Origin of the sequence: Flavobacterium taihuense, from assembly GCF_019351435.1 — a bacterium.
In the GTDB taxonomy this organism is placed as follows: domain Bacteria; phylum Bacteroidota; class Bacteroidia; order Flavobacteriales; family Flavobacteriaceae; genus Flavobacterium; species Flavobacterium taihuense.
Map to the genome: position 1 here is coordinate 68,921 of NZ_JAHWYN010000014.1, position 16,567 is coordinate 85,487.

Annotated in this window: 12 protein-coding genes; 4 read left to right on the forward strand and 8 right to left on the reverse strand. The window is 32.7% G+C overall.

Going from position 1 to position 16,567, the window contains the following annotated elements:
- Positions 1-19: 19 nt before the first annotated feature.
- Positions 20-883, forward strand: coding sequence for a bestrophin family protein (locus KZH69_RS14870; protein ID WP_219318268.1), 864 nt, complete (start codon positions 20-22; stop codon positions 881-883).
- 133 nt (positions 884-1,016) lie between these two features.
- Entirely contained in the window at positions 1,017-3,437 is a 2,421-nt protein-coding gene (gene pheT, locus KZH69_RS14875; RefSeq protein WP_219318269.1) for a phenylalanine--tRNA ligase subunit beta, read from the forward strand.
- A 110-nt stretch (positions 3,438-3,547) separates the two neighbouring features.
- On the opposite strand, the gene KZH69_RS14880 is transcribed toward pheT, so the two are convergent.
- From KZH69_RS14880 to KZH69_RS14900, 5 genes are all read right to left on the reverse strand, one after another.
- Positions 3,548-4,102 (reverse strand): fasciclin domain-containing protein, encoded by a 555-nt coding sequence (locus KZH69_RS14880; RefSeq protein ID WP_219318270.1) that lies wholly within the window; start codon positions 4,100-4,102, stop codon positions 3,548-3,550.
- 206 nt (positions 4,103-4,308) lie between these two features.
- Complete coding sequence (locus tag KZH69_RS14885) at positions 4,309-6,561, reverse strand: OmpA family protein (protein WP_219318271.1); 2,253 nt, start codon at positions 6,559-6,561, stop codon at positions 4,309-4,311.
- Between the two features lie 11 nt (positions 6,562-6,572).
- On the reverse strand, positions 6,573-7,511 hold the full coding sequence (locus tag KZH69_RS14890; protein ID WP_219318272.1) for a PorP/SprF family type IX secretion system membrane protein: 939 nt from the start codon (positions 7,509-7,511) through the stop codon (positions 6,573-6,575).
- A 32-nt stretch (positions 7,512-7,543) separates the two neighbouring features.
- Entirely contained in the window at positions 7,544-11,896 is a 4,353-nt protein-coding gene (locus KZH69_RS14895) for a T9SS type B sorting domain-containing protein (protein ID WP_219318273.1), read from the reverse strand.
- 215 nt (positions 11,897-12,111) lie between these two features.
- Positions 12,112-12,618 (reverse strand): DUF2911 domain-containing protein, encoded by a 507-nt coding sequence (locus tag KZH69_RS14900; RefSeq protein ID WP_219318274.1) that lies wholly within the window; start codon positions 12,616-12,618, stop codon positions 12,112-12,114.
- Between the two features lie 172 nt (positions 12,619-12,790).
- Between KZH69_RS14900 and KZH69_RS14905 the strand changes: the two genes are divergently transcribed.
- Positions 12,791-14,707, forward strand: a complete 1,917-nt coding sequence (locus KZH69_RS14905) for a DUF294 nucleotidyltransferase-like domain-containing protein (protein ID WP_219318275.1) — start codon at positions 12,791-12,793, stop codon at positions 14,705-14,707.
- Positions 14,707-15,306: a 3'-5' exonuclease gene (locus KZH69_RS14910; RefSeq protein ID WP_255558135.1), complete on the forward strand. Its 600-nt coding sequence runs from the start codon at positions 14,707-14,709 to the stop codon at positions 15,304-15,306. Before KZH69_RS14905 ends, KZH69_RS14910 begins: the two co-directional genes overlap by 1 nt.
- Before the next feature lie 10 nt (positions 15,307-15,316).
- On the opposite strand, the gene KZH69_RS14915 is transcribed toward KZH69_RS14910, so the two are convergent.
- The 3 genes from KZH69_RS14915 to KZH69_RS14925 form a co-directional block, all read right to left on the reverse strand.
- On the reverse strand, positions 15,317-15,805 hold the full coding sequence (locus tag KZH69_RS14915; RefSeq protein ID WP_219318276.1) for a 4'-phosphopantetheinyl transferase family protein: 489 nt from the start codon (positions 15,803-15,805) through the stop codon (positions 15,317-15,319).
- Positions 15,802-16,056: an acyl carrier protein gene (locus KZH69_RS14920; RefSeq protein ID WP_219318307.1), complete on the reverse strand. Its 255-nt coding sequence runs from the start codon at positions 16,054-16,056 to the stop codon at positions 15,802-15,804. Before KZH69_RS14920 ends, KZH69_RS14915 begins: the two co-directional genes overlap by 4 nt.
- Positions 16,057-16,239: 183 nt before the next feature.
- Positions 16,240-16,566: a hypothetical protein gene (locus KZH69_RS14925; RefSeq protein WP_219318277.1), complete on the reverse strand. Its 327-nt coding sequence runs from the start codon at positions 16,564-16,566 to the stop codon at positions 16,240-16,242.
- Position 16,567: the final 1 nt, after the last annotated feature.

Sequence of the window (16,567 nt, forward strand, 5' to 3'; positions counted from 1 at the left end):
TGATGCCAAAATTGACAGAATGATTCCATACAACCCCAAAATTTGGTTAGCTTATATCTTTCGTTTTCGCAGATCGGATACTTTTAGAAATTTGTTCCCATTAATGCTATTTATTGCTATTTATACAGGAATAATTGCTTATTTCGAAATTGAATATTTCAAATTAACAGAGACTAGCCACGTAAAGAATCTTTTTGTGATTCATACAACTTTAGGTTTCGTCATCTCTTTATTGCTGGCATATCGAATCAATTCGGCCTATGATCGTTGGTGGGAAGGACGGAAATTATGGGGCGCTTTAGTTAATAATAGCCGAAATTTGGCCATTAAACTTTCTGTTATATTGAAGGATGAAAAAGATTTGGCATATTTTAGAAAGTTAATTCCAAGTTATGCATCGATATTAAATAAACATTTGAAAGATGAAGAAACGAGTATGCAATTGTTTGAGCATGTTGATTTGGCATTAGATCATTACAAACATAGACCGAATCAAATCGCTAAAATGTTATTTCAAAAAATTAATGACTTATATATTACTCATAAAATATCAGGAGATCAATTGATTATTTTAAATAATGAAATTCAATCTTTTACTGATATTTGTGGTGGCTGTGAGCGCATCAAAAATACCCCTATCCCCTATTCTTACAGTACTTTTATCAAAAAATTTATATTTATTTTTGTTTTAACTCTTCCTTATGCATATGTGTTTACTTTAGGATATTATGTAATTCCGGTTGTGACTTTTATTTTTTATGTATTAGCAAGTATAGAGTTAATTTCAGAAGAAATTGAAGAGCCTTTTGGGTATGACGATAATGATTTACCTACCACAAAAATTTCAGAAAATATTAAAAAACATATTGAAGAAATATTATAATAACAGTCGAGAAATTTGTGACAATAGAGGCAAATTTTGAGCCTAACTAACTTTGACCCTCAAGAAACATTGATTATATTTGCGCCCTCTACCGGAAGGTGGACGGACGAAGAAATCTTGAAAAAAACGTAACATGAAAATATCTTATAACTGGTTAAAACAATTTATTAAAATTGATTGGAAATCGGATGAAACAGCTGCATTACTTACCGATTTAGGACTTGAAGTAGAAATCGTCGAGAAATATCAATCGGTAAAAGGCGGATTGGAAGGAATCGTTATAGGACATGTTCTTACTTGTATTCCGCACCCAGATGCTGATCGCTTGAAAATCAGCACTGTAGATTTAGGTAATGGAGTTCCTTTGCAAATTGTTTGTGGTGCCAGTAATGTTGGTGCAGGACAAAAAGTGCCGGTTGCAACCATAGGGACCGTTTTATATGATAAAGATGGAAATTCCTTTATTATCAAAAAAGGGAAAATTAGAGGACAGGAAAGTCATGGGATGATATGTGCCGAGGATGAATTAGGCCTTGGCGAAAGTCATGAAGGAATTATGGTTCTTGATGAATCAATTCCTGCAGGAACATTGGCTTCAACAGTATTTAAAATAGAAAATGACGAAGTCTTTGAAATTGGTTTAACACCAAATCGTGCCGATGCCATGAGTCACTTAGGTACTGCACGTGATTTAAGAGCAGGACTGATACAAACTGGCATTAATGTAGAATTAATAACTCCATCAGTAAGTAATTTTAGAGTTGACAAAAGAACTTTAAAAATTGATGTTGATGTCAAAGATATTCAATTGGCTCCAAGATATTGTGGAGTTACTATTTCTGGTATCGTTGTTAAAGAATCTCCGGAATGGTTGAAAAACAGATTAAAAGCCATTGGAATCAATCCGAAAAATAATATTGTCGATGTTACTAATTATGTTTTGCATGATTTAGGTCAACCACTACATGCTTTTGATGCAGCTAAAATTAAAGGAAAGATAGTTGTACAAACACTTCCAGCCGGCACAAAATTCACCACTTTGGATGATGTAGAAAGAACTTTGCATGAAGAAGATTTAATGATTTGTGACGAAAAAGGTCCTTTGTGTATCGCTGGTGTTTTTGGAGGTAAAAAATCAGGAGTAACAGAAACGACCAATTCAATTTTCTTAGAAAGTGCTTATTTCAATCCTGTAAGTATTCGTAAATCAGCCAAAAGACATCAATTGAACACTGATGCTTCTTTTAGATTTGAAAGAGGTATTGACCCAACAATTACGGAATATGCATTAAAAAGAGCTGCTTTATTGATTCAAGAAGTGGCTGGTGGGGAAATCACATCGGATGTTGTTGACATATACCAAAAGAAAATTGAAGATTTTCCTGTATTTTTAAATTTCAAAAATGTTGACCGAATTATTGGCCAAGAATTGCCTAAAGATACAATTAAACAAATTTTAGCTTCTTTAGAAATTAAAGTAAACAGTGTATCAGATGCAGGCTTAGGATTGACAATCCCTGCTTACAGAGTTGATGTACAAAGAGAAATTGATGTAATCGAGGAAATTTTAAGAGTGTATGGATATAATAATATCGTATTTTCTAAAAAATTAAATGCCACGGTTTCTAATTCTCCACGCAATGAGGACTATAAAGTACAAAATATAATAGCTAACCAATTGAATTCTCAAGGTTTTCATGAAATGATGGCTAACTCATTAACTACAGCGTCTTATGTACAACTTTCAGAAACATTGAAAGAGGAATACAATGTAACAATGCTAAATCCATTAAGCAGTGATTTGGCAACAATGCGTCAGTCATTATTGTTTTCTGGATTGGAAGCTATATCCTATAACATTAATCGCAAAAATTCCGATTTAAAATTATTTGAATTTGGAAAATCATACCATAAGTTTCTTTCTGGTTATGAGGAAATCAAGCACTTAACCTTGTTTCAAACTGGAAATAGAAACCAAGAAAATTGGACAAATGCTCAAAAACCTTCTGATTTCTTTTTATTCAAAGGATATGTGGAAGGTGTACTTTCAAGATTAGGAATTTCGAATACTAAAAGCATAGCAGTAGCTTCTGATATTTTTTCAGAAGGAATTGCTTTCGGTTTGGGCAGTGATTCTTTGGTTGAATTTGGTGTAGTTAAGAAATCGGTTTTAAAGCATTTCGGAATTAAGCAAGAAGTTTTTTATGCTGATTTTAATTGGGCTAAAGTTTTAAAATTAATGTCGAGTAAAATCAAATACACTGAAATTCCAAAATATCCAGAAGTTCGTAGAGATTTGGCTCTATTGGTTGATCAAAATGTCACTTATAGTGCTATTTATTCTATTGCTAGGCAAACAGAAAAGTCATTATTGAAAAATGTCAATTTGTTTGATGTATACGAGGGACAAAATTTGCCTGAAGGAAAAAAATCCTATGCATTGAGTTTCACGATTCAAGACACTGCCAAAACACTTGAAGATGCTCAAATTGACAAAATAATGAATAAACTAATAAAGAATTTTGAAACAGAACTTGGTGCAAGTTTGAGATAATTTTTTTATAATGAATGTAAAATCCCAATACTATAAAAAATAGTATTGGGATTTTTTTGTCCAGATATGAATGAGGACTTGCAACAAATCAATCAACAACAAGCAAAAAATTATTGTTTTGGCAATAGCACAGTGTCAATCACATGGATTACACCATTAGATTGGTTTACATCAGCAATTGTTACTTTAGACTTTGTGCCTTTTTCATCTGTGATGTATAAATCTTTCCCTTGCATCCAAGCGGTTAATGTCCCACCGCTCACAGTCTTCAACATCGCTTTTCCATTTCCTTTTTTAATTTCATTCATAATATCTGTAGTATTCAATTTTCCGGACACCACATGATAGGTTAAAATGGTTTGCAATGTTTTCAAATTTTCCGGCTTCAGTAAATTTTCTACAGTTCCTTTTGGCAATTTATCAAACGCAGCATTTGTTGGGGCAAAAACGGTGAAAGGTCCGGTACTTTGTAAAGTTTCAACTAAGCTAGCTGCTTTTACTGCAGCAACTAATGTGGTGTGATCTTTTGAGTTTACTGCATTTTCAATAATATTTTTGGTAGGATACATAGCAGCTCCTCCGACCATGAGACTTTTTTGAGCAAAAGAAGTTACTCCAAACATTAATCCAAAAAATGCAATCGATAAAAATTTTGTAGTTTTCATAAAAATCTATTTTTTAAAGTTATATATAGACATTTACGCAAACGGATTACTTTTGGATTTAAAAAATATTTTTTTTTAAAATTATATTTCAAATTGCAATTTAAAAGCTACCATTGAATTGTATTTCAATCTTTTAAAATAAAAAATAAAACAACAACAAGATTTAAAATTTTATTGTTGTTTTACAAAGGTGATATTTTCACATATTATAAGTTCTTAATCACAAACTCACTTCTTCTATTCAATTCGTGTTGCTCTTCATCACAGGAATCTTCAGGAATGCATTTTACAATTGGAACGGATTCTCCATAACCTTTAGCAAGAATTCTATTTTTGGGAATTCCTTGTTCCAAAATATAATTTCTTGTGGCATCGGCTCTTTTTTGGGAAAGATCTGTATTGAATTTTGCATTACCACGATTGTCAGTATGTGAGCCAATTTCGACTACCATTTCTGGATATTTATTCATTAATTCAATGACACGATTTAGTATTCGTTTTGATTCTTTTCGAATATACCACATGTTGTAATCAAAATAGATTGGATCAGTTTTAATGATTAATCTATCTTTATCCTTTACAACATCTTTTTCGGCAGCAACAATAGCTGCTGTTTTCTCTTTTTTCTTTGCTAAAGCTATCTCTGCCGCTTTTTTATCAATAATCAATTTGTCCTTTTTAAATTGTTGAACCGCTGCTATATCGGCCAATCTTTTGGATTCAAGCGCAATAGCATCTTCTTTTTTCTTTTGTTTGAATGCATTGGCATCAGCAATTTTCTTTTCCTGTAGAGCAATGGCATCTGCTTTCTTTTTTTGTTCCAAAGCAACCAATTCGGCAGCTTTCAGTTGTTGGGCTATAAGTAAATCGGCTGCAACTTTTTTCTCCAAAGCTACTTGTTCCTCTTTTTTGATAATCTCCATAGATCGAATTTCCATAGAACCATCATTCGATTTATTTCTTTCTTCGGAAACATCGAAAGATTTAGAACTCTCCGTATAATTTTCTTTAGTCGCCAATAAAGAGTAATTAGATTCACATCCGACTGTAAAACTAAATTTCCCATCAACTGTAGTGGTTGCTTTCTCAAGTTCTTGCTTACTGCCATTTTTCAAAATTACCACAGCATTTTCTAAAGCTAAGTGCGAATCGACATCTGTAATGATACCAGCAATATATTGTTTGCAATCTTCAATAAGCAAATCTTTGGTTTCTTTGAAGGAATAGATATCGTCCTTTCCTTTTCCTCCTGGTCGATCCGAAGAAAAATAGCCATATTTAGTATCAGAATCAACATAATAGGCAAAATCGTCATAACCGGAATTTACAGGAAGTCCCACATTTGAGGCTTTAGAATAGGAATTATCTTGAATATCTGAAACAAAAATATCCAAAGCACCATAGCCTTCATGACCGTTGGAAGAAAAATACAATTTATTGTCATTTGATACAAAAGGAAATTGCTCTCTTTTAGCTGTATTTATTTTATCTCCCAGATTCACTGGTCTTCCATAAGTCAACCCATCTACAGAAACACTAAAGATATCCAACGAACCTAATGTTCCTGGCATATCCGATGCAAAATACAAGGTCTTTTCATTTGGGCTCAACGCTGGGTGCTCAACAGAATAATCAGGACTGTTGAAAGGCAATGACTTTACATTAATCCATTTATTATTGACTAATTCAGCTCTAAAAATTTGAATGTTTGATATTTTATCTATATTCTTACCTCTCTTACCGTTCTTTGAATTATTTCGCGTAAAATACATCGTTTTACCATCTTTTGTAAAAATAGCATTCGATTCGTGCATAGACGATTTCAAATCTTTTGAAAAATAAGTTATTACCACAGAATCATTTAATTTTTTTAATGGAACCGCAACAAGATTAAGATACGATTCATTATTCCATTTATAGGTTTTATCAAATAAATTAGGCTTCATTTTGACAGCTGCAAATACTAAATTATCTCCTAAAACTACTCCCCCAAATTCTGAATTAACCGTGTTTAGCGCTAAATTTCTGATATCAAATCTTTCTCCAATCGCAGTAATATTTTTTAAGGTTTTGATATCTCTTTCCAATTTCCCAATGGCTGCATCATTATTGGAAGCCTGATAAAACTTTCTCATTATATCATTTGCTTCAGCGTACTTTCCTCTAGCTTTTAATGTTTGGGCATATCGAAAATAGTAACCTTCATCCAGATTTTTGTTTTGAATTAGAAGAGCATATTGTTCTTGTGCTTTACCATAATTATTGGTAAAATAATAACAATCCCCCAACTTTTGAATAACATCAACGGTTTGGTTCTTTTCGCTAATTTTTTCATACAAAGGAATTGCGGTACTATAATATGTTTTTCCAAACAATAGGTTTGCTCTTTGCAAATCCTGCTGTTGGGCATTTGCGAACTGGATTAAAAATACAATGAGGAGTATATATATTCTTTTCATTTTTTACTTTTTTAGAAGAACCTAGGTGATTTATCGTATCCTTTGCCTAATAAATCCAAGTTATATAATAGCACAATTTCATGTGAACCGGAATTAAATTGACTTAGATTTGAGATGGTGTAATCATAGGAATAACCAATTCGTAAATTGGGCGTTACATTTATATTCATTAATAAACTAACCGAATCATCAAATCGATAGGCAGCTCCAAGTTCAAACCTTTCATTATACAATACATTAGCCGTTAAATCTACAGAAACGGGCGCTCCTTCAACAAATATGGCCATTGCTGCAGGTTTTAATTTAAATGTTTCATTGATATCAAAAACATAACCTCCTGTTAAATAGGTATGCATTTTATGGCTTCCAAAAGAATTAATTTCGTCACTAGATGTTCTTATATGTTCAGCTGAAAGAAAATTTGGAGTTGAGATTCCTATATAGTATTTATCGGTAAAGTAATAGACACCAACTCCAATATTGGGAGCAGTTGCATTTGTGTTTTCGGCAAATGCTAAATCGGTAGTTGCATCACCACTATTCAATTGAAAACCATTAAAGTTGGTACTTATTGAAGAAAATCCAGCTTTTAGTCCAAACGAAAGTTTTTGTTTTTCATTCAATTTAAGGATATAGGCAAAATCGGCAAAAAAATTGGTTTCTTTCTTGGCTCCATCCCCAATATCATCCGAAATTAAAGAAAATCCACCTTCTACCTTTTCATTTAATGGTGCATGGGCAAACAGAGTAAGCGTCTTGGGAGCTCCTTTAATTCCTGACCATTGGTAACGATACAAACTTCCTAAATTTAGAATAGCTGGGGTTGCTGTTGCATAAGCAGGGTTTACAACACTCATATTTGTCATATACTGAGTGAAATGAGGATCTTGCTGAGCGATTACCTTTAGTATGGAAAGGAAAAAAAACACAAAGAGTATTATTTTCTTCATCTGAATATAGTTATAAGTAAAAAAAATTAGAATTATCGGTTTAAATAAAGTTGACCTTGTTCTGGAGGTAAGTTTTCTTTATTATAATTGATAATATAAAAATAAACTCCTGTTGGCGCATCGCCATCAATAAAACTTGAATTGGAATTTTTTCCATCCCATGCAGGTTTGTTTATATTTCCTTTGAATAATAAGTTTCCATATCTATTAAAAATTTCTAATGTATAATTTGGGTATAAAAATTCGATATCCACAATTTGAAATGTATCATTCACACCGTCTCCATTTGGTGAAAATCCATCTGGAATAGCTAAGTCATCTGGAGTAACAGTACAGTCGGTAAGAGAAACCGCTACTGGTAAAGGACTTGAATAACATTGTGCAGCTGTATCATAATCAAAACCATAATAGGTAACTCCTTCTGCTAGTAAATGGGTATTTGTCAGTACGATTCCATTTATTGCTGCATCATACCACTTTAAATTCCCTGATGCTATCGTGTTATTGGATAAATTTTGAATTGTTGGCTTATCAGCACCGCAAAAATCTTCCCCATTTGATTTTAAAACTGGAGTAGGAACAACATTTATTAAAACACTAATTGGAGTAGGAAGAGATCTACAAGCAGTAGTTAGATTTTCTTCCTTTAAATAATAATCTGCAGTTACCAAAAGTACATTCGAATTTAAAGGTGTTGTACTTATCGGAGTATCAAACCATTTGTACTGATTTCCGCTTGGAACTAAATTGCCTACTGTAGCAAGCTCTGTTTCACAAAACGGTTGATGATTATCTGCAGTTGGGCTGCTTGGAATAGCATTTATTGTAAATTTTTGGGAAACCGAATTTATTATAGTAGAACAACTATTTCCAATATTGGTTAAATCAGTTATGGCTAACGTGTTCTCTCCAGTACTCAAAAGATTAGCAGCGGGAATTAAAAAGTTAGTGTTACCACCCACTACTAACAAAGAAACAGTTTGAGATACTATTGTATTAGCACCTGTTACTGCATAATTCAAAGAAATATTCGTTAAAGTCCCCAATCCAGCAATATCAACATTAACATCTTGTCCCAAACAACCATCTTTGACAGTGACAACCATGTTGGATACATCAGGCAATGGATTAACAACAAAAACTTTTGTTAGATTTGATACATTTGCACAACTTGTCAACTGATTTATAATACTAGTAATTGCAATTGTGGTATTGCCTGACTTCGGAATTAAATTGGAAGGTATTGGAAATGAAAATAAGCCACTTGTAACAATTACATTTGCAGAAACCGCATTTACTATATTACTATCACTTAGATTGTAGAGAATATTATAATTCCCATCCATAAGACTGGTCGATCCCAAAACACTAGCATCAGAGCCTTGACAAATGGGCAAAATTGTTAATGTTGCGTCGTTTATATCAGGCGTAGCGTTGATAATTACGCTAATCCCTTTCAAACTAGATTCGCATCCTGTTGTTACATTTACTTCTTTGACAAAATAATCAGAAGTAATTAAGGTAGTAGTAGCAATTAATGGTACTGTACTTGTTGCCATATCAAACCATTGGTATTGATTTCCTTGTGGCATTAAATTAGCTACAGTTGCATTGTCTGCAGTACAAAATGTCTGAATATCAACTGCAACGGGAGTATTAGGTATCGGATTTACTGAAAAATTCGTTTTATTGTTGATAGCCAAAGTACAACCAGTTATAGTATTGGTTATATCGGTTATGGTAAAAGTTGTTATTCCTCCAATAGGAATATCGGTTGCAGGGATAAAAAAGCTAGTTTCACCAGCTACAACTGCTAACGGAATAGTTTTAACACCAACGGTATTTACTCCCGAAAGGGTATAATTAATCTCAATAGATGTCAAAGTTCCTAAGCCTTTTAATTCTACTTTAGCGGATTGACCTTGACAAACATCTTTAGTTGTTACTATCAAATTGGCCACATCTGGTAAAAGATTTACAATAAAATCTTGTTTAAGGGTAGATGTACTGGAACATTGCGTAGCAGAATTATTGATTTCTATAATCGAGAGTGTATTGCTTCCAGCAATTGAAATCAATGAACTTGGAATGATAAAAGAACCTGATCCACCTGTAATACTCAAAACAGCAGGAATCGAAAAGGCTATATTAGCACCACTTACATCATATAGAATATCATAATTTCCATCAGCAAGATTAGAAGTACCAGAGAAACCTACAAAAGCATCTGAGGTTTGGCAAATTGGTGAAATTATTAATGTAGCGTCGTTTATAACTGGAGTTTCATTAATAAGCACACTAACCATTTTCAAACTAGATTCGCAACCCGTTGATGCATTCACTTCTTTTACAAAATAATCAGCAACAATTAAGGGAGTGGTGGCAATTAATGGTACGGTGCTCGTTACCGAATCAAACCATTGGAATTTACTTCCTTGTGGTTTTAAATTGGCCACAGTTGCATTGTCCGCAGTGCAAAATGACTGAACATCGGCCGCTGTTGGAATATTAGGTATTGAATTTACTATAAAATCAACATTCCTATTGAAAGACAATGTACAACCAGTTACAGTATTAGTTATAACTGATACGGTAAAAGTTGTTGTTCCTACCATAGGAATATCGGTTGCCGGAATAACAAAACTACTTACACCTGCTAATACGGTCAACGGAATGGTTTGTGCATCTAAGGTATTTACTCCCGAAAGTGAATAATTAATATCAATAGCTGTCAAGGTCCCTAGGCCTTTTAATTCAACTCTAGCAGATTGACCTTGACATACGTTTTTAATTGTTATTGCTAATTTACTAACATCAGGCAAAGGATTTACTGTAAAATCTTGCTTAAGTGTTGATATATTTGTGCAATCGGTAGTAGGATTTGTAATTTGGGCAATTGTAACGGTGGTCGTACCTACTTTTTGAATAAAAGCTGCAGGTATGCTAAAAGACGATAGTCCTCCTATTACATTAAGAAAAGCTGGTATTCCGTTTAGAATATTGCCGCCACTTAAATTATAAAGAATATCATAATTACCATCTGCAAGATTGGACGTTCCAGAAAAATTCACCAATGCATCTGAGCTTTGGCAAACTGGAGAAATTGTAAGTGTTGCTGCATCAATTTTAGGAATGGGATAGATATGCAAAACATCTTCAATTATTCCTAAACTATAATTACAAATCTCAAAATTATTTGCATCAGTAATTTTTATTATATGTATTGTATAATCTTTAGCTTGTTGGAAATTTATTGAAGGTATAGGGAATATTAAAACACCGTTGACAAAATTTTGTCTTGATATCAATGGGGAAGATACCCCAGATATGGTATAGACAATATCATAAACTCCATTTGGAATAGATTGTGCTCCTTGTTTTAGAATTCCTGTATAGCTAGCTGTAGGAATCTTATCCTCACAAATATCTGAACTTACCTCTAATGTTGACCCAGTAAAATCCAACTGTTTTTCTATTATAACATCAACACTCGAGGACTCATTAATACAAACCGTATTATTTGAAATTACAGTATATGTAAATCTATAAGCACCTGGCCCTTTTGTATTGTAAATATTTTGAATATCAATATTGGAATCTAAACTACTGCTTATTTCCGAAGTTCCAGATTCTGACCAAGTTCCTCCAGGATCAGCCCCAGCTAATTGTGAATTTAAATCAAAATTCGTATATCCCCCTAATTGATTAGAACATAAAAGCAAATTAGATGCTTTTCCTGGTTCTGGAGCACGATAAATGGATACAAAAATTTGAACTGGTGGTGGTGCGGGACATGAGCCAATTGCATCTATGCTATAATTATAAGAATATGTATCATTAGGAGTAGGAACTGATGCATTTAATGTTCCCGCATTTGGGTTTAGTCCTCCCGAGTTATCATTGTCATGCCAAAGCCCTCCGATTTGAGGAGATAAATTAGGCAATCCCTCAAAAACTTGAAATAAATTATAAGCTGTTTCAGAACTACAAATAGACGCATTGGGCGCAGGAACTCCCGTATAACCCCCTACTGTTACAGTTACCACCGCGGTGTTATCGCCACATCCTGTAATACCGGGAACTGTGTAAGTATATTTATAAATACCACTTTTTTTAATTTTCTGCACATTTAGAACTCCCGTATTCAGGTCTAAACCTCCAGAATTATTATCGTCATTCCAAGTACCTCCAGTAAGAGGAGATCCTCCTAATGCACTAAATAGATCTACAACTGAACTACTTGGGTCAGGAATATTACAAACATCTTTTATACCATCATCTCCAGCACATTGAGCATTAATATCAATGGAATAGAAAAAAAGAATACAAAAACTTAGATAAGTAACCAATTTAAAATGGTCTGAAAAAAGTAGCTTTGGTACCATAAATAGCATTTGTTTTAGCCAAAAATAAACATTTTCATTCTAGTTAACATAGCATTAACTTTTTTATTTATGATAAATTGGGTTTTAAATAATTAACCGATTAAAAATCTACCTTTAAAATTACTTAAATAGAAAAAAAAGCATCACAAATTGTGATGCTTTTTGCATTAAAAAAACAATTTAATCAATCAAATATGTTTTTTTTGTGAGTTGAATTATTTAACGCTAAAACCTATAATCCATTTTTCCCAAACTAGTTCTACATCAGTTGCATTAATAATATATGTCAATTTTTCAGTACTTGAATCAGCAATTTGCTGTTTCACTTTGACGCGTAGTTGATCTTTTCTTTCATCATATTTATAAGCTCCCCATTGTTTAGGTTCTTTATTAAAAATAATTACGCATTCGGTTTGGCTTGGAATAACAAAAAAAGAATACTTACCTGCAGGCAATCTTAAACCTTCAATTAAAAGATCTTTATTTGTTTCAAAAGTTGTAGCTTCATTGGCTCCGGCGCGCCAAACTTCACCAAAAGGTACTAATTTACCCCAAATTTCCCTTCCCCTAACGGAAGGACTTCCATAATTAATTTGAATCGTTGCACCGTTTATCATTCCACTCACTTTTTCAGCGGGACTCTTGGGCTTCTCTTGGGCAGTTGCAACAGAAATGGCAAGGAATGTTATTATTGCCAAAAGAGCGAATTTTAAAATTTTCATAGTTTATATCTTTATTTAGCATTAAATTTAAATAATCATAGCCAATATTGTACTATTACATAGTATTTTATGAAAATTTTAACTATACTACAATTTATGAAATTTAGTTTTTAAGGCTTCATTTTGCAACCTATTTTTATTATTTTTACAAGCATTACTTTACAACAAAACTATGAATACAATTGCCGAACATATTGCTGAATTTTTGAAAGAATACCCGCCATTTGACAACTTGACTTTCCAAGAACTATCAGCGATCGCCACAAGTATCCGGGTTTTGAATTTGGAAAAAAATGAAACTCTGTTTCAAATAAATGACAAATTACACGATTGTTTTTATGTGGTTGCATCTGGAGTAATCCATTTGTCTGTTATAGCTGATGCTGAAGAAACACTTTTGAATAAATGTCATGTTGGTGATGTATTGGGATTAAGACCTTTTTTTGCCAAAAACAATTACATGATGACAGCCAAGGCTCGTGAAGAAAGTATTGTTTATGCTATACCTATAGCAACTTTCAGACCTTTTGTTGCCAATAATCCGGATGTTTTAAATTTTCTGTTGGAAAGTTTTGCTACTAACACTTGGAATCCTAAAGACAAAGAAAATCTTAGAGGTAAATTGTCAACTGATAATGTCTTTTATGTTGACCAAAAATCCGAAATGCAGTATTTTCAATCGTTGACCTACAATAGATCACCACTTACTGCAACTATTGATGAAACAGCCAAAGACATTGCGTTTCGCATGACTGAAAATCTCTCCACCAGTGTCATAATTTGTGAAAATTTTTTACCTATTGGAATCGTAACGCATACTGATATGTGCTCCAAAATTGCAACTGGACAATTTCCATTAACCGTCACCATGAAAGCAATTATGTCTTCTCCTGTGGTAACTGTTGTCGAAAATGTATCTTTGGCAGAAGCACAACTAATGATGTTAAAAAATAATGTGACCCATTTGTGCGTAACTTTAGACGGAACTGACAAATCCGCTGTTAAAGGTGTGATTTCGGAACACGATTTAATTATCGCCCAAGCCAATAATCCCGGTGTTTTGATTAAAGAAATCAAAAGATCTTCCAATGCAAAAGAATTAAAACAGCTTAGAGAAAGATTGACGGAATTGATTCAGAATTCAATTCATAAGAACATTCCGCTTTCAAATATAAACAATATAGCCAGTGAGATTAATTCTGCTATTCTAAAGCGTGCAGTAGAATTATCAATTTTAGATTTGGGTTCTCCTCCGGCCCGATTTGCATGGTTAAGTATAGGAAGTCAAGGTAGAAAAGAACAATTGCTTCTTACTGATCAAGACAGTTTATTGATATTTGAAGACGTAATGCCTGATAAATATAGAGATGTTAGAGATTATTTTTTAAAACTAGCAAAGAAAACAACTGCAACACTCGAAAAAGTTGGCTACGAATTATGTCCAAACGGTCATATGGCAAGCAATATGCTCTGGTGTAAATCACTGACAGACTGGACCAAACAATACGATAGCTGGATGAATACTCCTGGCGAAAATAGTAATGATCTCAGTAGTATATTCTTTGACCTAGAACTGGTATTTGGAGAAAAAAAGATTTTCGAAGCTATCGAAAATGTCATTCTAAAAAATTTGGAACACAATTCCTTATTTTTTGATTTCTTGGGTAATGATGCTTTAAGGAAAAATTCGCCACTTACTTTTTTCAAGAAATTTGTATTGGAAGAAGACGAGCCGAATAAAGATAAATTTGATATAAAAACAAGAGCCTTAATGCCATTAATTGATGGCGCAAGATTATTTGCGTTGCATTTCAATATCAAAGGTTTAAACAATACCTATTTACGTTTTAAACAATTGGCTATTATTGATTCGAAAAATTCAGATATTTATTTAAATTGTGCCGAAGCATTTTTAATTTTGTCAAAATTTAGAGTGAACGAAGGGTTAAAAAATGAAAATTCAGGACAGTATATCAATATTAGTGAATTAACCAAATTAGACAAAGAAAAATTAAAAAACGCATTAGCCCCAATGAAAGAACTAGAAGAATTAATTAAAAGTAATTTCAAACTAACGCAATTTTCATAATGATGCTCGATTGGCTTAAAAATATAAATAAAGAATATCCTGATTTCTGGAAAACTTACCTTTCTAAGTTTGAACATAAATCAAGACGTTATGTTGCATTCACAACAGAAACTTCTGGTTTGAATCCTGATAAAGACGTAATTTTATCTATTGGCTCCTTTGCCATTGTAAACAATAAGATTCATATAGGAGATAGTTTTGAATCTATTTTATTGCAATATAAATATTTTCATGATAATGGTTTATCCAATGAATTTATTCTGGAGAGCAAAATGAAAAAATTGAGCGAACCAGAGGCGATTCATGCTTTTATCGATTATATTGGCAATGCAGTATTAATTGGACATCATGTTGATTTTGATGTTGATATGATTAATAGCGCTTTGGTAAGATTGGGCTGTGGTAGATTAAAAAATGAAGCATTGGATATTGATGTCATGTATAGAAAATTAATGGACATTAACGACAAACAATTTTCATTGGATGAATTATCAGATCTTTTTAAACTTCCTAAAAGTTACAGAAAATCTCCATCTGAAGACGCTTACACTATAGCTTTACTATTTTTAAAATTGAAAACAAGACTTGGGATTAAATAGTTTTATAGAATTACTTTAATGTTATTATCTTTTGAAAACGCCCATGGTGAGTTATAGAAACTGGGATCATTTTATTTGAAGTTACGTCCAAAGTATAAGGAATTCTATTCTCTTTTTTTATATTTTCTAAAGTTTCTAGAACCGATATTTTATTAAATAGACCTATATCAGAGACGGCTATTGAATAAACATAAGAGTCTGTAATTTGTGTTTGGGTATGAAAAACAAAGTCACTAACAATTACAGTTCCTGAATTCAAGTCTTCATAACTACAATTTAATCGCCAAGGAAAATAGCCACTAATTCCGGTATTGCGATTGAATATTTTATAAGCTGCCTCCTTCCTGCTCCATAAATTCCAAACCATGATTTCTGGATTTGAATCATTATGGATTAAGTATTGCTCTTCCAAAGAAAAAATTTTCTCCAAAAAACCTTTTCGTTGCCAATTACTTTCTTTTCGAGCCAAATCAAGATCAACAATATCGTTACCTATCATTCTTTGGACAATTCAGTCTCAATGATACTGATAGCCGCTTTGACATTGACCATTTTCTCCATTGATTCATTATCAATGATGATATCAAATTTCTCTTCAATATCTAAAATAACATCAACTAAATTTGCCGAATTTATCCTCAAATCATTTATAAAGTCCGTTTCTTCTGTGAGAGAATCGAAAGCCTCCTGATTTTGAACATAGGGCTTTACGATATCCTTTAATTTTTCTAATGCTGCTTCCCTACTCATAGATTGGATTTTATTGTTCATAAATTATAATTTACTAAGATACTAACTTTTCCCACTTAATGATAATTATTATCAACCTCAAGTAAAAAAAGGTGTTATTTTATAGTAATCCAATGTTTTTACAGCAATTTATGCAATTAAAATACAAAATGAAGAATACAATTAAATTTAAAAAATTGATTTTTACGAATTTTTCCAATATTGTGGGTTCGTGTCTTTAGTTCTTTGAAACCAATAATCTTGGGTTACTTTGTGCCCGTCCAATGTTTTAAGTTTACGCTCAAAAATAGCAACCGTAGGATTAAAAACCATATCAGTCACCGCCACAGTATACAATTGTGGACCTTCTTCTGATTTTTTGCTTTCTGCATCAATAATAACTTCAAAACCGTTGTGTTCCAAGAGTTGCTGCAAGAAAATTTTACGCTCTTCAGTAACATTTTTTTCTACAAAAGTAACTCTAGTTTCTCCGATGCTTCCAAATAAATGTTTCCCCTCTAATGTTGCCATA